The 25,468-nt window shown below is 72.9% G+C and carries 20 protein-coding genes; 15 read left to right on the top strand and 5 right to left on the bottom strand.

The annotated features are described in order from the left end of the window. Window positions 1-114: 114 nt before the first annotated feature. The 3 genes from ACFVYX_RS16855 (at window position 115) to ACFVYX_RS16845 (ending at window position 4,196) form a co-directional block, all read left to right on the top strand. Window positions 115-1,662, top strand: a complete 1,548-nt coding sequence (locus ACFVYX_RS16855) for a peptidoglycan recognition protein (protein WP_389682122.1) — start codon at window positions 115-117, stop codon at window positions 1,660-1,662. A 104-nt stretch (window positions 1,663-1,766) separates the two neighbouring features. Next, window positions 1,767-2,849: a sugar phosphate nucleotidyltransferase gene (locus ACFVYX_RS16850; RefSeq protein ID WP_389682121.1), complete on the top strand. Its 1,083-nt coding sequence runs from the start codon at window positions 1,767-1,769 to the stop codon at window positions 2,847-2,849. A 303-nt stretch (window positions 2,850-3,152) separates the two neighbouring features. Next, window positions 3,153-4,196, top strand: a complete 1,044-nt coding sequence (locus tag ACFVYX_RS16845) for a DNA-3-methyladenine glycosylase family protein (protein WP_389682120.1) — start codon at window positions 3,153-3,155, stop codon at window positions 4,194-4,196. A 139-nt stretch (window positions 4,197-4,335) separates the two neighbouring features. Here the strand turns inward: ACFVYX_RS16845 and ACFVYX_RS16840 are convergent, their stop codons facing one another. From ACFVYX_RS16840 to ACFVYX_RS16830, 3 genes are read right to left on the bottom strand one after another with little or no spacing between them, the layout of a single operon-like run. Then, window positions 4,336-5,643 (bottom strand): coenzyme F420-0:L-glutamate ligase, encoded by a 1,308-nt coding sequence (locus ACFVYX_RS16840; RefSeq protein ID WP_389682119.1) that lies wholly within the window; start codon window positions 5,641-5,643, stop codon window positions 4,336-4,338. Beyond that, complete coding sequence (gene cofD / locus ACFVYX_RS16835) at window positions 5,640-6,596, bottom strand: 2-phospho-L-lactate transferase (protein ID WP_389682118.1); 957 nt, start codon at window positions 6,594-6,596, stop codon at window positions 5,640-5,642. Before cofD ends, ACFVYX_RS16840 begins: the two co-directional genes overlap by 4 nt. Before the next feature lie 13 nt (window positions 6,597-6,609). Next, window positions 6,610-7,119: a cysteine dioxygenase gene (locus tag ACFVYX_RS16830; RefSeq protein ID WP_389682117.1), complete on the bottom strand. Its 510-nt coding sequence runs from the start codon at window positions 7,117-7,119 to the stop codon at window positions 6,610-6,612. A 698-nt stretch (window positions 7,120-7,817) separates the two neighbouring features. Between ACFVYX_RS16830 and ACFVYX_RS16825 the strand changes: the two genes are divergently transcribed. The 3 genes from ACFVYX_RS16825 to ACFVYX_RS16815 all read left to right on the top strand — a co-directional run bounded on the left by ACFVYX_RS16825 (window position 7,818) and on the right by ACFVYX_RS16815 (window position 13,604). After that, window positions 7,818-8,081, top strand: coding sequence for a WhiB family transcriptional regulator (locus ACFVYX_RS16825; protein WP_015033978.1), 264 nt, complete (start codon window positions 7,818-7,820; stop codon window positions 8,079-8,081). A gap of 286 nt (window positions 8,082-8,367) precedes the next feature. Beyond that, window positions 8,368-12,081 carry a glycosyltransferase gene (locus ACFVYX_RS16820; protein WP_389682116.1) on the top strand — a complete coding sequence of 1,238 codons (3,714 nt, stop codon included), beginning with the start codon at window positions 8,368-8,370 and terminating at the stop codon, window positions 12,079-12,081. Continuing rightward, window positions 12,078-13,604, top strand: coding sequence for a DUF5719 family protein (locus tag ACFVYX_RS16815; RefSeq protein WP_389682115.1), 1,527 nt, complete (start codon window positions 12,078-12,080; stop codon window positions 13,602-13,604). Before ACFVYX_RS16820 ends, ACFVYX_RS16815 begins: the two co-directional genes overlap by 4 nt. A 116-nt stretch (window positions 13,605-13,720) precedes the next feature. On the opposite strand, the gene ACFVYX_RS16810 is transcribed toward ACFVYX_RS16815, so the two are convergent. Next, window positions 13,721-14,176, bottom strand: a complete 456-nt coding sequence (locus ACFVYX_RS16810) for a metallopeptidase family protein (protein WP_389682345.1) — start codon at window positions 14,174-14,176, stop codon at window positions 13,721-13,723. A 299-nt stretch (window positions 14,177-14,475) separates the two neighbouring features. Between ACFVYX_RS16810 and ACFVYX_RS16805 the strand changes: the two genes are divergently transcribed. The 8 genes from ACFVYX_RS16805 to ACFVYX_RS16770 all read left to right on the top strand — a co-directional run bounded on the left by ACFVYX_RS16805 (window position 14,476) and on the right by ACFVYX_RS16770 (window position 22,991). After that, a complete protein-coding gene (locus ACFVYX_RS16805; protein WP_389682344.1) occupies window positions 14,476-14,910 on the top strand; it encodes a DUF3499 domain-containing protein in 435 nt (144 codons plus the stop codon). A 115-nt stretch (window positions 14,911-15,025) separates the two neighbouring features. Then, the gene (locus tag ACFVYX_RS16800; protein WP_389682114.1) at window positions 15,026-16,390 is read left to right on the top strand and encodes a phosphomannomutase/phosphoglucomutase; all 1,365 of its coding nucleotides are present in this window, start codon (window positions 15,026-15,028) and stop codon (window positions 16,388-16,390) included. Window positions 16,391-16,491: 101 nt separating this feature from the next. Continuing rightward, window positions 16,492-16,674 (top strand): Trm112 family protein, encoded by a 183-nt coding sequence (locus tag ACFVYX_RS16795; protein ID WP_073820091.1) that lies wholly within the window; start codon window positions 16,492-16,494, stop codon window positions 16,672-16,674. Between the two features lie 323 nt (window positions 16,675-16,997). Continuing rightward, window positions 16,998-18,146 carry an SIS domain-containing protein gene (locus ACFVYX_RS16790; RefSeq protein ID WP_389682113.1) on the top strand — a complete coding sequence of 383 codons (1,149 nt, stop codon included), beginning with the start codon at window positions 16,998-17,000 and terminating at the stop codon, window positions 18,144-18,146. A 133-nt stretch (window positions 18,147-18,279) separates the two neighbouring features. Continuing rightward, on the top strand, window positions 18,280-19,431 hold the full coding sequence (gene manA / locus ACFVYX_RS16785) for a mannose-6-phosphate isomerase, class I (protein ID WP_389682112.1): 1,152 nt from the start codon (window positions 18,280-18,282) through the stop codon (window positions 19,429-19,431). A gap of 66 nt (window positions 19,432-19,497) precedes the next feature. Then, a complete protein-coding gene (locus ACFVYX_RS16780; RefSeq protein ID WP_389682111.1) occupies window positions 19,498-20,463 on the top strand; it encodes a cation diffusion facilitator family transporter in 966 nt (321 codons plus the stop codon). Between the two features lie 305 nt (window positions 20,464-20,768). Further along, entirely contained in the window at window positions 20,769-22,223 is a 1,455-nt protein-coding gene (gene ahcY / locus ACFVYX_RS16775) for an adenosylhomocysteinase (protein ID WP_389682110.1), read from the top strand. A gap of 153 nt (window positions 22,224-22,376) precedes the next feature. After that, window positions 22,377-22,991: a hypothetical protein gene (locus ACFVYX_RS16770; protein WP_389682109.1), complete on the top strand. Its 615-nt coding sequence runs from the start codon at window positions 22,377-22,379 to the stop codon at window positions 22,989-22,991. A gap of 3 nt (window positions 22,992-22,994) precedes the next feature. On the opposite strand, the gene ACFVYX_RS16765 is transcribed toward ACFVYX_RS16770, so the two are convergent. Beyond that, entirely contained in the window at window positions 22,995-23,942 is a 948-nt protein-coding gene (locus ACFVYX_RS16765; protein WP_389682108.1) for an RDD family protein, read from the bottom strand. Window positions 23,943-24,061: 119 nt separating this feature from the next. Between ACFVYX_RS16765 and ACFVYX_RS16760 the strand changes: the two genes are divergently transcribed. After that, window positions 24,062-25,069 (top strand): stage II sporulation protein M, encoded by a 1,008-nt coding sequence (locus ACFVYX_RS16760; RefSeq protein ID WP_389682107.1) that lies wholly within the window; start codon window positions 24,062-24,064, stop codon window positions 25,067-25,069. Window positions 25,070-25,468: the final 399 nt, after the last annotated feature.

Raw genomic sequence — 25,468 nt, 5'->3', positions numbered from 1 at the left:
CCACGCGGGGTCCGCCGTACCGGTGACGCCGTCCACCGGTCGGCCCGACACGACGTCAGTTTCCGGGCCGGTTCCCGGCGCGCGGAACGGCTCCCGGCTACGCACGATCGGCCCATGCGTGCCTCACTCGCCTCCTCGATCGCCGTCACCTGCGCGGCGGTCCTCGCCCTGCCGGTCTCCCTCGCCGCGCCCGCGGCGGCCGAGGTGCCCCCGGCGCTCGGACTGCCACCCGCACTCTCCGCACAGCCACCCAAGCCCGACCTCCCCGGCGCGACCCAGTCCCTGCCGCTGGAAGCACTCGGCGGTGACGCCGACCGCTCCCTGGGCGGCGGCGCGGACGGGACGGACGCGCAGGGGCTCACCCGACGTGACGTCAGGCCCTTCTCCCTCGTCGGGGTCGTCTGGGACGACCCGGCCGCCGCACTGCACGGCACCGTGCAGGTCCGCACCCGGGCCACCGGCGGCGACGTCTGGTCGGAGTGGCAGGACGTGGAGACCCACAACGAGGAACACGGCGCCGACCCGGACACCGCCGAAGGCTCCGGACGGGCGCTCAAGGGCTCCACCGCCCCGCTGTGGGTGGGCGACTCGGACGGCGTGGAGATCCGCGTACGGGGGGAGGAACCGCTTCCCGAGGGTCTGCGCCTGGAACTGGTCGACCCGGGCGAGGGCCCGGGGGCACCCGCGCCGGGGTCCGTGCCCGCGCCCGCCCCCGTGACCCGGACCGCCGCGTCCCCGATCCCCGTGGCGGGCCTCGCCGGCCTGACCGGACTGCACGCGGCGGAGGCGGCGGCCAGCGCGGTCAACGCCCAGCTGGCCGCGTTCGGCGCCCACTGGATCCCCGCCCTGTCGAAGGAGGCGACGGAGATCACGATCCCGTTCCTGCCCCGGACGCAGACGATGGAGAGCCTCTGGTCCCACCTCCCTTACGTCCAGACGGCGTCCGCCGAGGACGCCGAGGACGCCGCCGCCCAGGCGGCCGAGGACGCCGCCGCACAGGACGCGGCGCAGCCGGACGCCCCCGAAGCGGCGCAGCCGGCCGCGGCGAAGCCGTACATCGGCCCCCGGCCCAAGATCATCACGCGCAAGGGCTGGGGCGCCGACGAGAAGATCCGGGAGAAGGGCTTCGTCTACACGAAGAGCATCAAGGCGGCCTTCGTCCACCACAGCGCGACCGGCAACAACTACACCTGCGGCCAGGCGCCCTCCGTCCTGCGCAGTATCTACCGCTACCACGTCCTGAGCAGCGGATGGCGGGACTTTGGCTACAACTTCGCCGTCGACAAGTGCGGAAACATCTACGAAGGACGTGCGGGGGGCGTTGCCAAGCCCGTTCTCGGCGCGCACACCCTCGGTTTCAACACCAACAGCATGGGCATCGCCGTCCTCGGCACCTTCAGCAAGACCACTCCGCCGGCGGCCGCCGTGACCGCCGTCGCCCGTCTGACGGCCTGGAAGCTCGGGCTGTACGGGCTGAACCCGCAGGGAACGTCGTATCTCGTCTCAGGGGGCGGAAACCTGTACAAGAAGGGCACGAAGGTCCGGTTCAACGCCATCGCGGGACATCGTGACGGATTCGCCACGGAATGCCCCGGAGTGCGGCTGTACGGCAAGCTCGGAACGGCTCGTGCGAGCTCCGCGAAGTACCAGGGAAGGCGCTGATGGGGTCATCGGGGCAACCATCTGCCTAAACTGACCGGTCATATCGCACGGACGACCGAGACGGGCGAGCTGACCAGCCCCGAACAGGAAGCAGAGACGACAAGGTGACAGAAGCGATCCTCCTGGTCGGTGGCAAGGGAACACGGCTGCGACCGCTCACGGTCAACACGCCCAAGCCCATGGTCCCGGCAGCGGGCGTCCCCTTCCTGACGCACCAGCTGGCCCGCGCCCGCGCCGCCGGCGTCGAGCACATCGTGCTCGCCACCTCCTACCTGGCCGAGGTCTTCGAACCGCACTTCGGAGACGGTTCCGCGCTCGGCCTGAGCCTGGAGTACGTCACCGAGGAGGAGCCGCTCGGCACCGGCGGCGCGATCCGTAACGTCGCCTCCCGGCTGCGTTCCGGCCCCGACGACCCGGTCCTCATCTTCAACGGGGACATCCTCACGGGCCTCGACATCGGGGCCCTCGTCGCCACCCACTCCTCCTCCGGCGCGGACGTCTCCCTCCACCTCACCCGGGTCGAGGACCCGCGGGCCTTCGGCCTGGTCCCGACGGACGCGACGGGCAGGGTCACCGCCTTCCTGGAGAAGCCCCAGACCCCGGAGGAGATCGTCACCGACCAGATCAACGCGGGCGCGTACGTGTTCCGCCGCTCGGTCATCGACACGATCCCCGCCGGCCGCCCGGTCTCGGTCGAGCGCGAGACCTTCCCGGAGCTCCTGTCCTCCGGAGCGCACCTCCAGGGCATGGTCGACTCGACGTACTGGCTGGACCTCGGCACCCCGCAGGCCTTCGTCCGCGGCTCCGCCGACCTGGTCCTGGGCCGCGCCCCCTCCCCGGCCGTCCCGGGCCGCTGCGGCGACCGCCTGGTTCTGCCGTCGGCCCGCGTCGCCCCGGACGCCAAGCTGACCGGCGGCACGGTCGTCGGCGCAGGCGCGGTGGTCGGCGAGGGCGCCCGCATCACGGGCTCCACGCTCCTGGCGGGCGCGGTCGTCGAACCGGGCGCGGTGATCACCGACTCCCTGATAGGCGCGGGCGCCCGCATCGGCGCGCGCTCGGTCCTCACGGGCGCGGTCATCGGCGACGGGGCCCAGGTGGGCCCCGACAACGAACTCCGCGACGGCGTCCGCGTCTGGTGCGACGCCACCCTCCCCGCAGCCACGGTCCGCTTCTCCTCGGACCAGTAACCCCCGGTCGCCCGCCCCACCAGGGGCGGGCCCCGGCCCCTCCGCCTCGGCCCACCGGGCCGGCGACGCCGAGACCGACGCGCATGGCCCGCCTCATCGCCCCGAGCGGGGCCAGACCTCACGGTGGAGGCGGGCCTCCGTGCACCAGCGCGCCCACCCGGGGACCCCGGGGGACCTCCCCCGCACCGACCACGCTCGCGAGGGCCCCCGCTCCGGCCGCCCGCGGGCGTCACTCCGGCCGTTCACGCGGGTCCCCACTCCGGCCCGCCCGCGAGCCCCCCGCGCCCGGTTACGCTCGTAGCCATGGCCGGCCGCTACGCACCAAGACCCACCCGCACCACGATCCGCGGCGGCCACATACCCGTACCGCACGGCCCGGTCCCGGACGCCCGGACCGAAGCCGCACCGGACGACCAGCCGCCACCGGAGCCCCAGCCTGAGTCCGTGGACCACGATCCGGTCCACGTCCAGGGCCCTGACCTGGGCCTCACTCTCGGCCCCCTCCGCCGCGGCCCCGCCGACCCCACCTTCCGCATGACCCCCGACGGCTCGGTCTGGCGGGCCAGCCGCACCCCCGACGGCCCCGGCACCCTCCGTGTCGCCGTCCGCGGCGGCCGGGTCGCGGGCGAGGCGTGGGGAGCGGGCGGCTCCTGGCTCATGGCCCGCCTCCCCGCGCTGCTCGGCGCCGAGGACGACCCGGCCGCCTTCGTCCCTCGCCACAAGTTGCTCCTGGCGGCCCACCGCCGCCGCCCCGGCCTCCGTCTCACCCGTACCGGCCTGGTCCTGGAGTCGCTGATCCCCTCCGTCCTCGAGCAGAAGGTCACGACGCACGAGGCGTACGGCGCCTGGCGACTCCTCGTACGGAAGTACGGCGAGCCGGCCCCCGGCCCCGCCCCCGACGGCATGTACGTGATGCCGGACGCGCGCACGTGGGCGAGGATTCCGTCCTGGGAGTGGCACCGTGCGAACGTCGACGGCAAACGCTCGGCCACGATCGTCCGCGCCGCCCGCGTGGCCGCGCGCCTGGAGGAGGCCGCGCACATGGACCCGCCGGCGGCCCGGACACGCCTGGAACTGGTCCCCGGCATCGGCCCCTGGACGAGCGCCGAGACGATCCAGCGCAGCAACGGCGCCCCCGACGAGGTCACCACCGGCGACCTCCACCTCCCGGGGATCGTCGGCTGGGCCCTCGCGGGCGACCGCACGGTGGACGACGAGACGATGCTGGAGCTCCTCGCCCCGTACGCGGGCCAGCGCCACCGCGCGGCCCGGCTGATCCTCCTCAGCGGCCGGGTCCCGCCCCGCAGGGCGCCCCGCATGACCCCGGGTGACATCACGGCGATCTGACCTGGCCAGGACCTCGCCGTCCACTCGGAGTCCGGACACGTCTGCACCCACCGACCGCCGATCGATGCCTTTCCGCGCTCACCCGGCGGACGCGGAAACCGCCCCAGGGGGTGTCTTGTCGATCAGGCCGGGCTCGCGGCTAGCGCACCTCGACGAACTCCGCCGCCGGCCGCGCGGGCCGTTCCCTCGCCGGCGCCGCCGGATGTCCGATCGCCACCGCGCCGAGCGGGTCCCAGCCGTCCGGCAGGTCGAGGACCTCCCGTACGACGTCCCGGCAGAACATCGTCGAGGACACCCACGCCGACCCCAGCCGCTCACCCGCGAGCGCCACCAGGAAGTTCTGCACGCCCGCGCCCGCCGCGACCACGAACATCTCCCGCTCGGCCGCGTCCCGGCGCGGATCGCCGTAGTGGTGGGAGCCGTCCATGACGAGGCAGGGCACCGCCAGGTAGGGGGCGTTCCGCAGGACGTCCCCGCGCCGCACCCGCTTGGCGATGGACTCCTCGGACTTGCCGTCCCGCCGCAGGTCCGCGATCCACGCGTCCCGCATCGCGTCGAGCAGCCGCACTCGTGAGGCCGCCGACTCCAGGAGCACGAACCGCCACGGCGTGGTGTGGTGCGGGGCGGGAGCCGTCACGGCCGCGGCGACCGCGCGCCGGACCGCGCCCGGGTCGACCGGATCCCCGGTGAACTCCCGTACGGTGCGCCGCAGCGTCACCGCCTCGCGCACGGCCTCCGAGGTGCCGAGCCGGAACATGTCGTCGGCCGCGCCGCGCACGAGAGCCCGCGCCCCCGGCTCCGCGTCCCCGGCGACCACGTGCGGCAGACCGCGGACGACGGCGACCGGCAGACCGGCCGTCTTGCCCTTCACCAGGTCGCCCGCGGCGGCGAGTTCGTCGGCCGTGGCGACGACGGTCGCGCTCAGCGGATTGCCGTGCGCGTCGGTCCCGCCGCGCAGGTCGTCCAGGACCCGTACACCGGCCGCCCCGATGGCCACGTCGGTGAGCCCGCTGCGCCAGGGCCGCCCGAAGGTGTCCGTGACGACGACGCCCACGTCGACGCCGAGCGCCTCGCGCAGTCCCGAACGGATGCGCCGCGCCGAGGCGTCGGGGTCCTCGGGCAGCAAGAGCACCGTCCCCGCGGGGGTGTTGGACGCGTCGACCCCGGCGGCGGCCATGACGAGCCCCTGCCGGTTCTCGACGATCCGCAGGGTGCCGCGCCGCGCCACCACCCGTACCGTCTCGGCGTCGATGGCCTCCTCGCGGTCGTCGGCGGCGATCACCCGCCCCTCGGCCTTGCTCACGATCTTGGAGGTGACGAGGAGGACGTCCCCGTCGACGAGCCCCGGCGAGACGGAGGAGATCAGCTTGGCCAGGTCGTCCCCGGCCGTCACCTCCGGCAGTCCGGTCAGGGCCCAGACCCGGTACGAGGGGGGCGCGGCGGTCACCCGCGGACCTCCTCGGCGAGCGCGAGGGCCTCCCGTGCCATCGCGGCCGTCGCCTCGACGTCGGTCATCATCAGCGGGACCGCCCGGCAGCGGATGCCCGCCGCCTCGACCTCCGCGGCCGCGCCCGCGTCGACGGTGTCGACGAGCCAGCCGTCGACGAGCTCGGAGCCGTAATTCCGGGCCACGGCAGCCGCCGTGGCCTCCACGCCCACGGCCGCCAGCACCTTGTCGGCCATACCGCGCACGGGCGCGCCGCCGACGATGGGGGAGAGGCCGACGACGGGCGCCGCGGCCGCCACGATCGCCTCACGGATCCCGGGGACGGCCAGGATCGTCCCGACGCTCACCACGGGGTTGGACGGCGGGAAGAGGATCACGTCCGCCTCGGCGACAGCCTCCAGGACGCCGGGCGCCGGCTTCGCGGCCTCCGCGCCGACCGGCACGATCGCCTTCGCGTCCACGGAGGCGCGCAGCTTCACCCAGTACTCCTGGAAGTGCACCGCGCGCTGCTCGCCGTCGACCTCGATCGCCACATGCGTCTCGACGCGGTCGTCGGACATGGGGAGGAGGCGTACGCCTGGCTGCCAGCGAGCGCACAGCGCCTCGGTGACGGCGCTCAGCGGGTACCCCGCGCCGAGCATCTGCGTACGGACGATGTGGGTCGCGAAGTCCCGGTCGCCGAGGCCGAACCACTCGGGTCCGACGCCGTACGCCGCGAGCTCCTCCTTGACGGCGAAGGACTCGTCACGGCGGCCCCAGCCCTGCTCCTCGTTGATGCCACCGCCGAGGGTGTACATCACCGTGTCCAGGTCGGGGCAGACCTTCAGCCCGAAGAGATGGATGTCGTCACCGGTGTTGCCGATGACCGTGATCTCCGCGTCCGGCGCGGCCTGCTTGAGGCCGCGAAGGAAACGGGCACCACCGATGCCGCCGGCCAGAACCACAATGCGCATGCACAGCAGTCTGTCAGGCCGCGATGACACCGGCGGTGACAGGGGCGCACTGCGCCTGGAGCGACTCGTGCATGGGCATCTCGGTGAGGCCGGGGAAGTAGACGTGGAGGCTGACGGCCGGTTCGAGGGAGCCGTTGACGACCTCGTGGACGTACCCCGGCGCGAAGACCCTCTGCGCCCCGGGCTCGAGCGTCCGCGCGCCCCGGTCCGTACGCTCCGTCAGTTCACCCTCCAGGACGGTCAGTACGCCGGAGGAGAGCCCGTGGTCGTGGAGTCCGCTGCCCTGGCCGGGCACCCAGGAGAGCAGCCACACCTCGTAGCCGGGGCCGGTGCGCAGCCGGTGGTACCAGCGGGTGGTGGCGTCGTACTCGACGTACGGGGCCCACTGGGAGCGGTCGTCGGCGATCGAGCGCGCGAGGCCGGCGAACTCGGCCACGGTGAGGGGGTGGGCTCGCTCGGGCTGGAGGAGGTGGGGGACCTCGAGGATGTCGCCGGCGATCTGAAGGTCGCTGTCCATGTTCATGGGTGGGGTGGTTCCTCAGCAGAAACAGAAGCGGTGGGGGTCACGGAGACGAAGTGACGCGAGTGACGCAGGGTGACGCTGGGAGAAAGAAGCCGGAGCTCTACGGCTCAACAGCTGGGACAGCAACAGCAACAGCGCGCCTGGACAGCGCTGCGGAACCCACGGCTGTGGGTCGCGGAGAGCGCTGCGGTCGCTGGCATGCCACCAAAGGTGGCCGGAACAGCATCCGACTGTCAACCCAATGCCCGATTTGGGGGTAATGTTTCACCTCATCCGGTTACAGCGCCCGGAGAAAGGTTTGTTCAGGCGTGGACCAGGAGAGATGCCGCTTCAGCCGTGCCCGTAAACATGGCAGCGCCCGCGTGATCGACTCCGGTCGGTCACTGCCGGGTCCGGACCGTCCGTGACCGGACTGTGATCCGGATCGCTTCCATGGCTGGATCGCAACAAGATCCAAGTCTCGGACGTCCTCCTCGGTGAGGGCCGCTCGGTGCCATCCAGGCCGGTGGCATGTGTCATGGTTTTTGGTGATTTGAACACTTTCCGCATAGGCTTGGTTCCGCAGAGTGAATACGGGGCCCAATAGCAGATCTCGGCTTGACTCGCGCAGAGCACGAACTTGTAATTTCACTCGTGTCGTTCGGCCGGTTCAGCAACGGCAACATCACGGGGACGCACAGAACAGACGAGGGGCGCACATGACCGAGTTGTTCCAGGAACTGCTGGTCGAGGACGCGGACGAAGAACTCGGCTGGCAGGAGCGCGCGCTGTGCGCCCAGACCGATCCCGAGTCCTTCTTCCCCGAGAAGGGCGGCTCGACCCGCGAGGCCAAGAAGGTCTGCCTCGCCTGCGAGGTCCGTTCCGAATGTCTCGAATACGCCTTGCAGAACGACGAACGGTTCGGCATCTGGGGCGGCCTCTCCGAGCGAGAGCGACGCCGCCTGAAGAAGGCCGCCGTCTGAACGGCGGGAAGCCCACCGGGCCCCGCGCACCACGGCGCGGCCCACCAGAACACCCGGAAGAAGCGGAACGGTCCGCCCCCTGTGCTTTACGGACAGGCGGCGGACCGTTCTGCGTGTTCCGTCCGCAGGGCGCCGTCCCCAGGCGGCGGACCGTTCTGCGTGCTCTGTCCACAGGGCGCTGTCCACAGGGGCGGACCGCCCCGCGTGCAGCCGTTAGTGTGGGCCTCCGTCCGAGACGCTCCCCACGCCCCCCGCGGGCGACCCCGGCCGGAGGGCCCGTAGCTCGATGTCCTCAACTCCTGAGTTTCCGCGACACGTCGTCACCGCCGTGCTCGTCACCCACGACGGCGCCCGCTGGCTGCCGGACGCCCTCGCCGGGCTGCTCGCCCAGGAACGCCCCGTGCAGAACGTGGTCGCCGCCGACACCGGCAGCGCCGACGACTCGGCGGAGCTCCTCGCCGACGCCATCGGCGCCGACCGCGTCCTGCACCTCGCCCGCCGCACCGGCTTCGGCGCCGCGGTCGAGGAGGCCGCCCGCACCGCGCCCGTGCTCGGCCCCGAGGACCTCCCCTATCTGAAGCGCCCCAGCGGCTGGGACCCCGTCAGCCGGACCTGGAACGACGACGCCTACGACCTCCCCGACCTGCCGCACGGCGAACCGGTCCAGTGGCTCTGGCTCCTCCACGACGACTGCGCCCCCGAGCCCGGGGCCCTCGCTGAACTCCTGCGCGTCGCCGACTCCGACGCGGACGCCGCCGTCATCGGCCCCAAGCTGCGCGGCTGGTACGACAGGAAACAACTCCTGGAGACCGGTGTCTCCATCGCCCGCAGCGGGCGCCGCTGGACCGGACTCGACCGCCGCGAGCAGGACCAGGGCCAGCACGACCAGGTCCGCTCCGTCCTCTCCGTCTCCACCGCCGGCATGCTCGTCCGCCGCGACGTCTTCGAGGGCCTCGGCGGCTTCGACCGGCGCCTGCCCCTCATGCGCGACGACGTCGACCTGTGCTGGCGCGCCCACTCCGCCGGCTTCCACGTCCTCGTCGCGCCCGACGCCGTCCTGCGGCACGCCGAGGCCTCCGCCCGCGAGCGCCGCACCGTCGACTGCGCCGGGCGCACGGCCGCCAACCCGCACCGCGTCGACAAGGCCGGCGCCGTCTACACCCTCCTCGCCAACACCCGCGGCGCCGCCCTCCCGTACGTCTTCGCACGGCTCGTCGTCAGCACGCTGCTCCGCACCCTCGCCTACCTCGTCGGCAAGGTCCCCGGTCAGGCCGTCGACGAGGTCATGGGCCTCCTCGCCACCCTGCTGCGCCCCGAGAAGATCCTCGCCGCCCGCAAGCGCCGCAAGAACCCGGCCGTCCTCAACACCTACTTCCGCGCGCTCTTCCCGCCGCCCGGCGCCACCGTCCGCGCCGCCGTCGAACAGTTCACCGCCAACTTCGGCGGCTCCGAGGCCGACTCCGGCGGTTCCCGCCACGGCGTCGTCGAGTCGGGCCCCGGCGGCGACGACGCCGACTACCTGGAGATCGAGCAGTTCGCCCGGCTCAAGAAGATCGCCGCCAGACCCGGCCCGGTCCTCTTCGCCCTCCTGCTCCTCGTCTCCCTCGTCGCCTGCCGCAACCTCCTCACCGGCGGCTCCCTGGCCGGCGGCGCCCTGCTGCCCGCCCCCGACACCGTCTCCGGCCTCTGGTCGCGGTACGCCGACGCCTGGCACGCCCTCGGCACCGGCGGCACCCAGACCGCCCCGCCGTACCTCGCCGTCCTGGCCGCGCTCTCCGCGCTCTTCCTCGGCTCCACCTCCACCGCGCTGACCCTGCTGCTCGTCTGCTCGGTCCCGCTCGCCGGCTTCACCGCCTACTTCGCCGCCCGCGGCATCGTCGAGTCCCGGCTCCTGCGCGCCTGGGGCGCCGTCGCGTACGCCTTCCTGCCCGCCGTCACCGGGGCCCTCGCCACCGGCCGGCTCGGCACCGCCGTCCTCGCGATCCTGCTCCCGCTGATGGCCCGCGCCGCCGTCGCCGCCCACGGCTTCAACCGGCCGGACCGGGGCAGCTGGCGCGCCACGTGGGCGTACAGCTTCCTGCTCACCTTCGCGACCGCGTTCACCCCGGCCGTCTGGCCGCTCGCCGTCGTCCTCGGCCTCGGCGTGCTCGCCGTACGCCGCTCCGACATCACCGCGTACGGACTGCGCTTCCTGGCCGCCGTCGGTACCCCGCTGCTCGTCCTCGCGCCCTGGTCGCTCACGCTCCTGACCGACCCCGCAGCCTTCCTGCGCGAGGCCGGCATCGACATCCGTACGGGCACGGCCACCGCGCTCGACCTCCTCGGCACCAGCCCCGGCGGCCCCGGCACCACCGGCGGCCTCCTTCTCGCGGGCCTCGTCCTCGCCGCTCTGGCCGGGCTGCTGCGCGAGGAGCGCCGGCTCGCCGTCCTCACCGCCTGGTCCGCCGCCCTCGCCGGCCTCCTCCTCGCCGTCCTCTCCAACGGCGCGGGCGGCACCGGCTGGGCCGGACCCGCCACCCTCGTCTACGGCGCCGCCCTCATCGCCGCCGGAATGATCGGCGCCGAGGGCGGCCGCACCCGCGTCGCCGCACACGGCTTCGGCTGGCGCCAGCCCGTCGCCGCCCTCATCGCCCTCGCCTGCGCCGTCGGCCCCGCCGTCGCCGCCGCCGGATGGATGATCGGCGGCGCCGACGGGCCGCTGACCCGGCGCGACCCGGTCCAGGTTCCGGCCTTCGTCGCCGAGGAGAGCGGCACCCGCGACCAGGCCCGCACCCTCGTCCTCGGCGGCAGCACCTCCGGAGAGGTCGCCTACACCCTGGTCCGCGGCTCCGGCGCCCGCCTCGGCGACGCCGAACTCACCGCGGCCGCCGAGGACGACCCGCGTCTCGACGACGTCGTCGCCCATCTGGTCGCCGGCTCCGGCGCCGACCAGACCGAGGAGCTCAGCGGCTACGCGATCCGTTATGTGCTCGTACGGGACGGCGCACCCCGCCGGATGGGCCGTGTCCTCGACTCCACCCCCGGTCTCAGCCGCCTCAGCCAGCTCGACGGCAGCGCCCTCTGGCGCGTGGACCGTGAGGTCGCCCGCGTCGTGATCGTGCCGCCCGCGGCGAAGGCCGGAGCCGAGACCGGAGCCAAGGGCGAGACCGCCCGGCCGGTCCCCGTCGCCGCCGGCCCCGTCGAGGCGCACACCGAGATCCCGGCCGGCCCCGCCGGCCGCGTCCTGCGCCTCGCCGACCGCGCCGACGAGGGCTGGACCGCCACCCTCGACGGCAGGGAACTGACGCCCACCACCGTCGACGGCTGGGCCCAGGGCTTCGCCCTCCCCGCCGAGGGCGGCCGCCTCGACGTCACCTACGACGAGCCGCTCACCCACACGGCGTGGATCTGGGCCCAGGCCGGCCTCGCCGTCGTCCTCCTCGTCCTCGCCCTGCCGGGGCGGCGCCGCGAGATCGACGACGACCTGCCCGAGGAGGAGCTCGCGATCCCCGCCCAGGCGACCGAGGGCGACGGCCGCCGGGCCCGCCGGCTGCGCGCCGCCGCGGAGGCGGAGGCGGAAGCCGTGGAGCCCACCGAGCACGGCCCGGAAGAGGCGGCGGGCCCGGCCCCGGTCCCGGAGCAGCAGGCCTACGAACCCCAGGAATGGGACGGCGGCCACGACCCTGCCTACGCTCAGGCCCAGGAACAGGCCCCGGCGCAGTACCAGGAGCAGCAGCCCCAGCCGTACGCCGAACAGGGCTACTACCAGGAGTACGCCGCCGACCCGTACCAGCAGCAGCCCTACGCCTACCCTCAGCAGGGGTACGAGCAGCAGCCGCACCAGTACGACCAGCCCCAGCCGTACGCCGAACAGGGCTACGACCCGCAACAGCCGTACGCCCCACAGCAGTACGCCCCGCAGCCGTACGACGGCGGGCAGTACGACCCGTACGACCCCGGCTACGGGCACCCCCAGGGCCACGAGACCGAGCAGCGTCCCGACGGGAGCAGCAACCAGTGAAGCGCACGACCCTCTCCCTGATCGCGGTCACCACGGCGCTCGCCGCCGTCACGGGCCTCGCCTCCCTCAGCGCCCCGGCGGGCACCGCCGCCCCCGAGGCGAAGGCGCCCACCCGGCTGCCCGTCGAGCGCGTCGGCCTGGTCTGCCCCGCGCCCAGCACCTCCGAGGTGGCCGAGACCCTCTACACCTCGTACACCCCGACCGGCACGGGCGCGGCGAAGGGCGGCACGGACAAGTCCGAGCAGCCCACCGCACAGCTGCGGCCCGCCGCGAGCACGACGCCCCCGGAAGGCACCGCCAAGAACGGCAAGAAGCCCAAGGCCCCCAAGGCCCCGGCCACCGTCACCGCCCCCGGCAAGCCCGTCACCGCCGAGGCGAACGGCCCCGCCGCACCGGCCCTCGCCGGCTCGGCGACCGGCACCCTCGCCCCCGGCTGGACCGTCCAGCAGACCACCGTCGTCCCGGCGGGCGGCGCGCGCGGCCTCCTCGGCCTCGGCTGCGGCGCCCCCGACACCGACTTCTGGTTCCCCGCCGCCTCCACCGCCAAGGAGCGCCAGGACTACGTCCACCTCACCAACCCCGACGACACGGCCGCGGTCGCCGACATCGAGCTGTACGGCCCCGAGGGCGCCCTCAAGTCCCAGTTCACCGAGGGCATCCCCGTCCCCGCCCGCTCCACGGTCCCTGTCCTCCTCTCCACCCTCACCGGCGAGGCCGCCAAGGAGGCCGTCACCGTCCACGTCACCACCCGCAGCGGACGCATCGGCGCCGCCATCGCCGCCGCCGACGACAAGCGCGGCAGCGACTGGATCGCGGCCGCGGCCGACCCGGCGACCGGCGCCGTCCTCCCCGGCATCCCGGCCGACGCCACCTCCGTGCGGCTCGTGGCCTTCGTCCCCGGCGAGGACGACGCCGACCTGAAGGTCCAGTTCGTCACCGAGTCCGGCACGATCGTCCCCGCGGGCGCCGGATCCCTGCACGTCAAGTCCGGGATGACGGCCTCGGTGGACCTGCCCGACCTCACCCGCGGCGACGGGGGCTCCCTGCTGCTCACCCCGAGCGACCCGAAGAAGGCCACGCCGATCGTGGCCGGCCTCCGGGTGGTCCGCGGCAAGGGCGACGACACCGAGATCGCCTTCGTACCGGCGACCGCCGCGGTCGCCGCCCGTGCGACGGTCGCCGACAACCGGGCCAAGGGCACGACGCTCACCCTGACCGCTCCCGACGCCGCCGCCCAGGTCAAGGTCACGGCCTCGGCCGGCTCCGAGGGGGGTACGCCGGTGTCGAGGACGGTCACCGTCAAGGCGGGCACGACGACGACCCTCACGGACCTGGTCCCCGAGGGCCTCAAGGGTTCCTACGCGCTGACCGTCGAACCGGTCTCCGGCGGCAAGGTGTACGCGGCACGGATCCTCGCCGTGCCGCTGGACGGCACCCCGATGTTCACGGTCCAGACCTTCGTCGACGACCGGGGCACGGTCGAGGTCCCGTCGGCCCGCCAGGACCTCGGCGTACTGGACTGAGCCCTGCCCTGTCGTCAGGGCTCGCGTACGTGCGGCGCCTGCCCTGCCCTGTCGTCAGGGCTCGCGTACGGGCGGGGTCAGTCCGGCCTGTCGTCAGGACTCGCGTACGGGCGGGGTCAGTCCTGTCCGTACCGGGGATCGACCGACTCGGGGGAGAGCCCGAGGAGCTCGGCGACCTGCTCCACGACCACCTCGTGGACCAGGAGGGCCCGCTCGTCCCGGTTCTTCGACCGGATCTCGACCGGCCGCCGGTAGACGACCACCCGGGCCGGCTCGTTCTTCTCGGCCGGCGCCGAACCGCCCAGCGGCACCGTCTCGCCCGTCACCGTCGGCGGCACCTCCATCACCATGAACTCGACGTCCGCGAGCTGCGGCCAGCGCCGCTCCAGACGCTCCACCGAGTCGAGGACCAGATCGCGGAAGGTGTCGGCCCGGCTCGCGGAGAGCGGCACCTGCGGCGGGGCGACAGGTCCGCGCATCCCGCGGCCGTGCCGGTCACGGCGGCGCGCCCGAGGCTCCGCGGGGGGCTCCGGCGAGGGGTGCGGCTGGCTCGGCGGTACAGGACTGTCCATCACTGACGCAGCGTAACCCTCATCTGTCTCCCCGCACCGGGGCGCATCCTCGCCACCTTCCCCGGCGCCGCCGAGCCGCCACCACGCCCCCTGTCGAAACCTGAACATTCCGGCCGACCATCCGCTCGATCCGACAGCCCCTCGCGATCGGCCATCTGGCCGTGGCTGACCGGATCTGTACCCCGGACTGTCCGGATCGACTCCCGGCCCCGCCCCCTTGCGCCCCCTCCCGCGCAGGTCAGAGTGACCACCTTCCCGAGGAGGGTGGCGGAGGTCGCAGCGCGACACGGTGGAGTGACCTGAGGGAGAGTCGTCGCGGCCCGCTCAAGAGTGCGGTACCGTCCAACGTCGTGAGCCCTGTACGTCGCTGTTCGCGCACCGCGTGCGGCCGCCCTGCCGTCGCGACACTGACGTACGTCTATGCCGACTCGACTGCGGTCCTCGGCCCGCTCGCCACCTACGCCGAGCCCCACTGCTACGACCTGTGCGCCGAGCACAGCGAGCGCCTCACCGCCCCCCGCGGGTGGGAGGTCGTGCGGCTCACCGACGGTTCCGCCCCGGCCCGCCCCAGCGGCGACGACCTCGAAGCCCTCGCCAACGCGGTGCGGGAAGCCGCCCGCCCCCAGGAACGCGCGGCCGAGGCCGGCGGCAAGGGCGGCGGTGGCCGCGGCGGCGACCCCATGGAGGTCGGCCGCAGAGGTCACCTCAGGGTGCTCCGTTCCCCGGACAACTGAGCCGCCGGCCGGGCGCAACCGGCCACCGTCCGCGTATACCCCTCACACCTCCGGGTAGTTTTGGCGTTCCGTACACGCGCCGCACACGCGTGCCGAGACTCAGGAGGGTGGATCCGTGACTGCCGATCTGTCGCAGATCGTGAAGGCGTACGACGTCCGCGGAGTGGTACCCGACCAGTGGGACGAGGACCTCGCCGAGCTCTTCGGTGCCGCCTTCGTACGGGTGACGGACGCGGACGCGATCGTCATCGGACACGACATGCGCCCCTCGTCGCCCGGTCTGGCCGACGCCTTCGCGCGCGGCGCGGCCCGCCTCGGCGCCGACGTCACCCTGATCGGACTCTGCTCCACCGATCAGCTGTACTTCGCGTCCGGCAGCCTCGGCCTGCCCGGCGCCATGTTCACCGCCTCGCACAACCCGGCCCAGTACAACGGCATCAAGATGTGCCGCGCGGGCGCCGCCCCCGTGGGCCAGGACACCGGCCTGGCCCAGATCCGCGAGCTGGCCGAGCGCTGGTCGGAGACGGGTGCGCCGGAAGCCGCGGCGACGCCGGGCACGATCACGCGGCGGGACACCCTCGCCGACTACGCCGCCCACCTGAAGGCCCTGGTCGACCTCACGGCGATCCGCCCCCTCAAGGTGGTCGTCGACGCGGGCAACGGCATGGGCGGCCACACCGTCCCCACCGTCTTCGCGGGCCTCCCCCTCGACGTCGTCCCGATGTACTTCGAACTGGACGGGACCTTCCCCAACCACGAGGCCAACCCGCTCGACCCGAAGAACATCGTCGACCTCCAGGCCCGCGTCCGCGCCGAGGGTGCCGACCTCGGCCTCGCCTTCGACGGCGACGCCGACCGCTGCTTCGTCGTCGACGAGCGCGGTGAGCCCGTCCCGCCGTCCGCGATCACGGCCCTCGTCGCAGCCCGCGAGCTCGCCAAGCACCCCGGCGGAACGATCATCCACAACCTGATCACCTCCTGGTCGGTGCCCGAGGTCGTCCGCGAGAACGGCGGCGAGCCCGTCCGCACCCGCGTCGGCCACTCCTTCATCAAGGAGGAGATGGCGAAGACCGGTGCCATCTTCGGCGGCGAGCACTCCGCGCACTACTACTTCAAGGACTTCTGGAACGCGGACACGGGCATGCTCGCCGCGCTCCACGTCCTCGCGGCCCTCGGCGGCCAGGAGGGCACCCTCTCCGACCTGGTCGCGGCGTACGACCGCTACGCCTCCTCGGGCGAGATCAACTCCACGGTCGCGGACCAGACGGCGAGCGCGGCGAAGGTACGCGCGACGTACGAGCACGGCGACGTCACGCTCGACGACCTCGACGGCCTGACGGTGACGGCCGCGGACTGGTGGTTCAACCTCCGCGCCTCCAACACCGAGCCGCTGCTCCGCCTGAACGTGGAGGCCCGCGACGAGGCCACGATGACCAAGATCCGCGACGAGGTCCTCGCCCTCGTCCGGGCGACGGACTGACCCGGCCGGCCGCCGGGGAACGGGGCGCCCCTCGTTCCCCGGCGGTAGGCTGACCTGGCCCGAAGGGCAGCACCACCACCGTTTGTTCGAAGGGACACCCCATGCCGCTCGAAGCCGGCCTCCTGGAGATCCTGGCCTGCCCCGCGTGCCACGCTCCGCTGAACGACCGCACGGCGGACGAAACCCCCGAACTCCTCTGCACGAGCCCGGACTGCGGCCTCGCCTACCCGGTCCGCGACAACATCCCGGTCCTCCTGACGGACGAAGCCCGCCGCCCGTCCTGACCGCGTCGGACACTCCCACCGGCAGGCAGCGCGCGGGACAGGCGGCACGGGACGCCGTACGGCACGGCTGACGACCGCCCGCCCGGCGCCCCCTCCCATTGGGGGCCCGCCGCCGACGGCGAGGACCCCCTACGGGAAGCCCCGCACCACGGGTGATGCGGGTGGGAACCGACAAGCCCCGCCGAAGGCCGGGCGGGCAGGCCCCGCACCCCGCCCGCCCCGCAGGGCCCCGCACCACGGGGCGCACCACGAGGCCCGCACCCCGCCCCGCCCCGCAGGGCCCCGCATGGACCCCGACGACGACGCGACCGGAGGCACCGCCCATGCTCGACGAGACCCTCCTCGACGCCCCGGACGACCTGGCCGTGGCCGACCGCCGCGGCCTCCTCCGCGCCGCGGCCGAGGCCGGCGCCCGGGTGAGGACGGCGGCCCGGCACGCCGCCGAGGCCGGAATCGCGGACCTGCGCCCCGAGGGCCGCCCCCGCGCCGTCCTCGTCGCGGGCCCCGGCACCGTCGCCGCGGGCGTCGCCGACCTGATCGGCGCCCTCGCGGGAGCCTCCGCCCCCGTCGTACGGCTCCAGCCGACCGGCGTCGCCCCCGCCGCTGGCGCCCTGCGCTGGGCCCTGCCCGGCTGGGCGGGCTCGGTGGACCTTCTCCTGCTCCCGACGACGGACGGTGCGGAACCGGGCCTCGCGCTCCTCGCCGAGCAGGCGTACCGGCGCGGTGTCACCGTCGTCGCCGTCGCCCCGAAGGCCTCACCGCTCGCGGAGTCCGTCAGCGGCTCCCACGGCATGTTCGTCCCGATGGCCACCGCCCCGAACGAGTCCGCCGACGAGTACGCCGAGACCATCGCGGCCGGACCCGGCGCCCTGTGGGCCCTGTTCACCCCCCTGCTCGTACTCCTGGACCGGGTCGGGCTCCTCGACGCGCCGCCCGAGACACTGGAGAAGGTGGCCGACCGGCTGGACCGTACGGCCGAACGCTGCGGTCCGGCCATCGCCACGTACAGCAACCCGGCGAAGACGCTCGCCGCCGAGCTCGCGGACTCCCTTCCGCTGATCTGGACCGAGGGCGCCGCCGCGGCCCCGGCGGGCCGCCGTTTCGCCGCGGTCCTCGCCGAACTCGCCGGCCTGCCGGCCCTGGCCGCGGAACTCCCGGAGGCCCTGCCCGCCCACGGCGTCCTGCTGGCGGGCGACTACGCGGCGGGCGCCGATCCCGACGACTTCTTCCGCGACCGGGTGGACGAGCCGCAGGCGCTGCGCGCGCGGGTGGTCCTGCTCCGTGACCGCCCGTCGGACGGCCTCACGGCGGCCCACGCGGCCCGCGAGCTGGCCCTCAGCCATGAGACGGCCGTCAGCGAGCTGGAGCCGGAGGAGGGCGGCGAGCTGGAGACCCTGGCGGAGCTGCTGGCGGTGACCGACTTCGCGGCCGTCTACCTCTCCCTGACCACCCCGGCCCGCACCCCCCACTAGGGACCCCCACTGGGGCACACCCCACCCCTCGCGCCCCGTCCACCACCCCGTCACCCACCCGTCACCCGCCCCCTGTCACCTGTCTCCCGACACCCTCACCATCCGTCACCACCCCGAGGAGCTGGCAGGCACCATGGACCGCCTCGTCAACACCGTTCGCCCCTACGCCTGGGGGTCCACGACGGCCATCCCGGAACTGCTCGGAATCGCCCCGTCCGGCGAGCCCCAGGCCGAGATGTGGATGGGCGCCCACCCCGGCGCGCCCTCCCGCACCGAGCGCGGCTCGCTGAACGAGCTGATCGACGCCGATCCCGTACGCGAGCTGGGGGAGCGTTCCGTCGGAAAGTTCGGCCCGCACCTCCCGTTTCTCCTGAAGGTGCTCGCCGCAGGCGCCCCGCTCTCCCTCCAGGTCCACCCCGACCTGACGCAGGCACAGGCCGGTCACGCGGCCGAGGAGGCCGCCGGCATCCCCATCGACGCCCCGCACCGCACGTACAAGGACGCCAACCACAAGCCCGAGCTGATCTGCGCCCTCACGCCCTTCGACGGCCTGTGCGGCTTCCGCGCCCCGGCCGAGGCCGCCGACCTCATCGCCGCGCTCGGCGTCGACTCGCTCAAGCCGTACGTCGACCTGCTCCACGCCCACCCCGAGGAGGCCGCGCTCCGCGAGGTCCTGACGGGGCTGCTGACCGCGGACCCGGAGGAGATGGCGCACACCGTCGCGGAAGCGGCAGCGGCCGCCGACCGCCTGGGCGGTGACCACGCCCCGTTCGCGCGCCTCGCCCACCACTTCCCCGGCGACCCGGGCGTCCTCGCCGCGATGCTGCTCAACCGGGTCCGGCTCCAGCCCGGCGAGGCCCTCTACCTGGGCGCGGGCGTCCCGCACGCCTACCTCGACGGTCTCGGCGTCGAGATCATGGCCAACTCCGACAACGTCCTGCGCTGCGGACTCACCCCCAAGCACATCGACGTCCCCGAACTCCTGCGCGTGGTCCGCTTCGAGCCGGCCGACCCGAACGTCCTGCGCCCCGAGGCCTCCCCGACCGGCGAGGAGGTCTACGACACCCCGACCGACGAGTTCCGCCTCTCCCGGTTCGCCCGGGCCGAGGGCGCCGCCCCCACCGACCTGACCAGGCCCGCCCCGCAGATCCTGCTCGCCGTCGCAGGCCGGCCGAAAGCGGGCGATGTCACCCTCGCTCCCGGGGAATCCGTCTTCGTACCGGCGGGCGAACCGCTCGAACTCTCCGGTACGGGGACGGTCTTCCGCGCGACGGTCGTGGCCTGATGCAACAATGACCGGCCGAACCGCGGCGACAGAGCCGGTGCACCGACGAAGGGACCACGTACAACCATGAGCGCGTCAGGCGGAACCAAGGCGATCGTGGCGGCACTCGCCGCCAATCTGGCGATCGCCGTAGCCAAGTTCGTGGCGTTCGTCTTCAGTGGTTCGTCCTCGATGCTCGCGGAGAGCGTCCACTCGCTCGCCGACTCCGGCAACCAGGGCCTGCTGCTCCTCGGCGGCAAGAAGGCCCAGCGCGAGGCGACCCCGCAGCACCCCTTCGGCTACGGCCGCGAGCGGTACATCTACGCCTTCCTCGTCTCCATCGTCCTGTTCTCCGTCGGTGGCATGTTCGCCATCTACGAGGGCTACGAGAAGATCCACGACCCGCACGCGATCGAGGCCTGGTACTGGCCGGTCGGCGTCCTCGTCTTCGCGATCATCGCCGAGACGTTCTCCTTCCGCACCGCCATCAAGGAGTCCAACGCGATCCGCGGCGGCCTGTCCTGGACCCAGTTCGTCCGCCGGGCGAAGGCCCCCGAGCTGCCCGTCGTCCTCCTGGAGGACCTCGGCGCCCTCGTCGGCCTGATCCTCGCGCTCGTCGGCGTCAGCCTGGCGCTCGCCACGGGCAACGGCGTCTGGGACGGCATCGGAACCCTCTGCATCGGCGTCCTCCTCATCGTCATCGCGATCGTCCTGGCCGCCGAGACCAAGTCGCTGCTGCTCGGCGAGTCCGCCGGCATCGACGACGTCAAGAAGATCGAGGAAGCGGTCGTCGACGGCGCGACCGTCCCCCGCCTCATCCACATGCGGACGCTCCACCTCGGCCCCGAGGAGCTCCTCGTCGCCGCGAAGATCGCCGTCCGGCACGACGAATCGGCCATCGACGTCGCGAACGCCATCAACGCGGCGGAGGACCGTATCCGCGCCGCCGTCCCGATCGCCCGGGTCATCTACCTGGAGCCCGACATCTACACCGAGAACGCCGCCTCCACCGGCGGGAACCCGGCCAAGAGCCCCGACGGCGCCGGTCACTGACCCCCGCCGTCACGAGACCCCCGGGACCCCGCCGTCCCGGGGGTCTCGTGCGTCCGTACGAGACTCCGGGACCGCCCCGCCGCCCGACGCGGACTGTGGCCGCCGCCCCGTCCGGTGTAGATTCGTGACCAGCCAGACGTCGCTGCTGATGGCGGTCGGGCGGTCCGCACGGACCGGCCGAGGGAGAGAGGGCCTCCGACGACGGCACCGTGGAGAACCCCGGGCATTCGTGTGCCCAGGGACCCTTCGTGGCGCCCGGCGCCCAACCGACCCTCGCACTCGATCACACGAGGAGCAGCCCAGTCATGACGACTGCCGCCCACCAGGACTTCAAGGTCGCCGACCTCTCCCTCGCCGCCTTCGGCCGCAAGGAGATCACTCTCGCCGAGCACGAGATGCCCGGCCTGATGTCGATCCGCCGCGAGTACGCCGAGCAGCAGCCGCTCGCCGGCGCCCGGGTCACCGGCTCGCTGCACATGACGGTGCAGACCGCCGTTCTCATCGAGACCCTGGTCGCTCTCGGGGCCGAGGTCCGCTGGGCCTCGTGCAACATCTTCTCCACCCAGGACCACGCCGCCGCGGCCATCGCTGTCGGCCCCCACGGGACCCCGGAGAACCCGCAGGGTGTCCCGGTCTTCGCCTGGAAGGGCGAGACCCTGGAGGAGTACTGGTGGTGCACGGAGCAGGCCCTGACCTGGCCGAACACGCCCACCGGCGGTCCGAACATGATCCTGGACGACGGCGGTGACGCCACCCTCCTCGTCCACAAGGGCGTCGAGTTCGAGAAGGCCGGCTCGGCCCCGGACCCCTCCACCGCGGACAGCGAGGAGTACGGCCACATCCTGCGTCTCCTCAACCGCACCCTCGGTGAGGACCCGCAGAAGTGGACGCAGCTGGCGTCCGAGATCCGCGGTGTGACCGAGGAGACGACCACCGGCGTCCACCGCCTGTACGAGATGCACCAGGCCGGCTCGCTCCTCTTCCCGGCGATCAACGTGAACGACGCCGTGACGAAGTCGAAGTTCGACAACAAGTACGGCTGCCGCCACTCCCTCATCGACGGCATCAACCGCGCCACCGACGTCCTGATCGGTGGCAAGACGGCCGTCGTCTGCGGTTACGGCGATGTCGGCAAGGGCTGCGCCGAGTCCCTCCGGGGCCAGGGCGCGCGGGTGATCGTGACGGAGATCGACCCGATCTGCGCGCTCCAGGCGGCGATGGACGGCTACCAGGTCACGACCCTGGACGAGGTCGTCGAGACGGCCGACATCTTCATCACCACGACGGGCAACAAGGACATCATCATGGCCGGGGACATGGCCAGGATGAAGCACCAGGCGATCGTCGGGAACATCGGCCACTTCGACAACGAGATCGACATGGCCGGTCTCGCCAAGACGCCGGGCATCGTCAAGGACGAGGTCAAGCCGCAGGTCCACACCTGGACCTACCCGGACGGCAAGGTCCTCATCGTCCTGTCCGAGGGCCGCCTGCTCAACCTGGGCAACGCGACCGGTCACCCCTCCTTCGTCATGTCGAACTCCTTCGCGGACCAGACGCTGGCGCAGATCGAGCTGTTCACGAAGCCGGAGGAGTACCCGACCGATGTCTACGTGCTGCCGAAGCACCTGGACGAGAAGGTCGCCCGTCTCCACCTGGACGCCCTGGGCGTGAAGCTGACGACCCTCCGTCCCGAGCAGGCCGCCTACATCGGCGTCGAGGTCGAGGGCCCCTTCAAGCCGGACCACTACCGCTACTGACATCCCGGCCGGCGCCGCCCGCGCGCTGACGCGGCGCCGTCCCGGACACCCGTAGAGGATTCAGGCAGGCCCCCCGCACCCCCGTGCCGGGGGGCCTGCCCCGTCCCGCCCCCGCTACCGCTCCTGGAAGCGACCCCTCCCGAGGACCGACCCATGCCCCGCGGCCGATATTCGCTCCATGACCCGCACGACCACACCCCCCTCGGTGAAGAACACTTCCACTGCGCGCCCGGCCCCTCCGGCTGGCGCTACGTCTCGCAGATCACCACCCCCTCCGGCGACCACCGAGGCTCCGTCGACCTGGCCGTCGACGAACTCGGTCGCCCCATCCGCCTCGAACTCCACGCCGCCGGCTGGCAGGTCCGCGGCGCGGCCCTCGACGGCGTCACCTGGGTCCGCACGGACCCCACCGGAACCCACGCCACCGAAGGCAATGTGCGCGCCCACGCCTTCACCGGCATGTCCCCGGCGTTCCTCATCGCGCTCACGCGACTCCTGCGTCTCACCCCCGCTTCCCCCGAGACCCGTGTCAGGCTCGTCGCCTTCACGGACCCGGTGCTCGCCCCCCTCACGGCCGACCAGTCCTGGGCCCTGCTGAAGAGTGAAGCGCATGCCACTGACAACGGCCCCCTGATGGTGGACGAGTACCAGGTCAGCGCCCTGGACACGGGCGAGCGGCACACCGTCCACATCGCCGGCGACGTGGTCCTCGCAGCCCCCGGCATCGAACTCGAAGCACTGGAGACCCCGCCGTCGGTCTTTCCCTGACGCTCAGGCGGGCGGAGCGAACCCGGTGACGGGCGCCGCGGGCTCTCCGGCCGCGGGCGAAGAAACGGGCGAAGAAGCAGGCGCAGAGCCGACAACCGGCGGACCGACAACCGTCGCCCCCGCAGTCGGCGGACCGACGACCGGCCCACCCCCACCCGGCATTTCCCCAGTCACGAAGCCCGTCCCCGTCCCCACCTCCGGTGAGGAGACGAACGCCCGCCGGGCGTCCCGAGCCTGCCGCTCGGCCACCACCCCCGCCAGATACGCGTCGGCCGGCACCCCCGGCGGCGGGGGCGTCCCCGTCCGGGCCACCAGCTCGTCCGCGAGTCGCTCCGCGAGCTGCCGTCCCACCACCGGGTCCAGCTCACGCGCGCGCGTCAGGTACTGTCGTATCTCCAGCCACAGAGCCTCGGGCACGGCCGAGAGATCGAGCCCGGCGAACCGCCCCACCAGCCACGGCGGCGGCGGAGGCACGACCTGGACCCGCGCCGCCGGTATCCGCTCTCGCACCACCAGCGTCCCCGCGAAGACGTCCCCGAGCCGCCGCCCCCGCTCCGACACCAGGGACGCGACACAGGCGACGACCCCAAAGGTCATCAGGATCTCCACGACCCCCATCGCCCCGCGCACCAGCGCGTGCCGGAACCGGATCGGCCCGCCGTCGTCCCGCACCACGCGAAGACCGCAGGCCAGCTTCCCCAGCGACCGTCCGTGCGAAAGCGTCTCCACCGCGATCGGAGCCCCGACGAGGATCAGCAGGAAGGACGCGATGGACACAGCCGTCACCGCCGCCTCGTCGAGCGACGCGGTGGCGACCGCGAGCCCAAGCGTGATCAGCAGATACGCGGCCCACACGACGACGAGGTCGATGAGGACCGCCAGCGCCCGGCTCGGCAGCCGCGCGGGCTGCAATCCCAGTACGACGGCGTCTCCCGTCACCAGCCCACTCACGGCACCCACCCTTCTCCGACCTTCCCGACCCCTCCGAACGCCAGTCTGCCAAGCTGACCCGCAGCGCGCCGCAGCAGTACGGACCCGTTCGCAGCCGATGCCTGGAGCAGCAGCCGATCATGGACCTCGACGTCTACGTCACCGCCCACCGGGCCGAGTGGGAACGCCTCGACCAGCTCCTGCGCCGGGGCGGCAAACTCACCGGAGCCGAGGCCGACGAACTCGTCGCCCTGTACCAGCGCACGGCCACCCATCTCTCGATCGTCCAGTCCAGCGCCCCCGACCCCATGCTCACGGCCCGGCTCACCCAGCTCGTGGCCCGCGCCCGCGCCACCGTCACCGGCACCCGCCGCTCCTCCTGGCGCGACGCGGCCCGCTTCCTGACGGCCGGCTTCCCGGCAGCCGTCTACCGCTCCCGGCACTGGTGGATCCCCACAGCCGTCCTCTCCACCCTGCTCGCCGTGCTGATCGGCTGGTGGATCGGTACGCACCCGGAGGTCCAGGCCGCGATCGGCGCCCCCGCCGAGCTCCGCGAGATGACGCGCCCCGGCGGCCAGTACGAGACGTACTACTCCAGCCACCCGGCAGCCTCCTTCGCCGCCCAGGTCTGGACGAACAACGCCCAGGCCGCGGCCATGTGCCTGGTCCTGGGCGCGTTCCTGGGCATCCCGGTGCTCTGGATCCTCTTCCTGAACATGCTGAACGTCGGCGTCGCCATCGGTCTGATGTCATCGGCCGGCCGCCTCGACGTCTTCCTGGGGCTGATCCTTCCCCACGGCCTGCTTGAACTGACCGCCGTCTTCGTGGCCGCGGGCACGGGTCTCCGCCTCGGCTGGACCGTCATCGATCCGGGGCCCACCACCCGCCGCGCGGCCCTGGCGGAACGAGGCCGGGCCGCGGTCGGCATGGCGATCGGCCTGGCCCTTGTCCTCTTCGTCTCGGGTCTGATCGAAGGCTTCGTGACCCCGTCCGGCCTGCCCACCTGGGCCCGCATCACCATCGGCATCGCCGCTGAGCTGGTCTTCCTCGCCTACGTCTACGTCCTGGGTGGCCGAGCCTCCCGCGCCGGCGAGGCAGGCGACCTGGACGAGCCCGACCGCAGCGCCGAGCTCCCCACTGCCGCCTGATGTGCGTACGGCCCCGCTGAGCTGCTAGTCTCCACCGGTGCCCACAAAAGCCATTGACATGGCGGCCGTGGGGAGGTAGATTTTAACGGTTGCCTGGAACTGGACAGTTCGGTGGCGACCAGCGTAGACTCTTACTCACTCCGGTCGGGAACTCGATTCCACGGAGTCACTCCGATTCTTATTCGAATCAAGAAAGCCACCGATTAGGTCGGCCGAAACGAATCTGATAAAGTCGGAACCGCCGAAAGGCCCCCGGAGTGAAAACAAAAGGGACCGGAAAGCACCGAGGAAATCGGATCGGAAAGATCTGATAGAGTCGGAAACGCAAGACCGAAGGGAAGCCCGGAGGAAAGCCCGAGAGGGTGAGTACAAAGGAAGCGTCCGTTCCTTGAGAACTCA

The sequence above is a fragment of the Streptomyces sp. NPDC058326 genome, from assembly GCF_042879855.1.
GTDB lineage: Bacteria > Actinomycetota > Actinomycetes > Streptomycetales > Streptomycetaceae > Streptomyces.
Note: the sequence above shows the minus strand (reverse complement) of the source record. Positions and strands in the feature narration are given on the sequence as shown.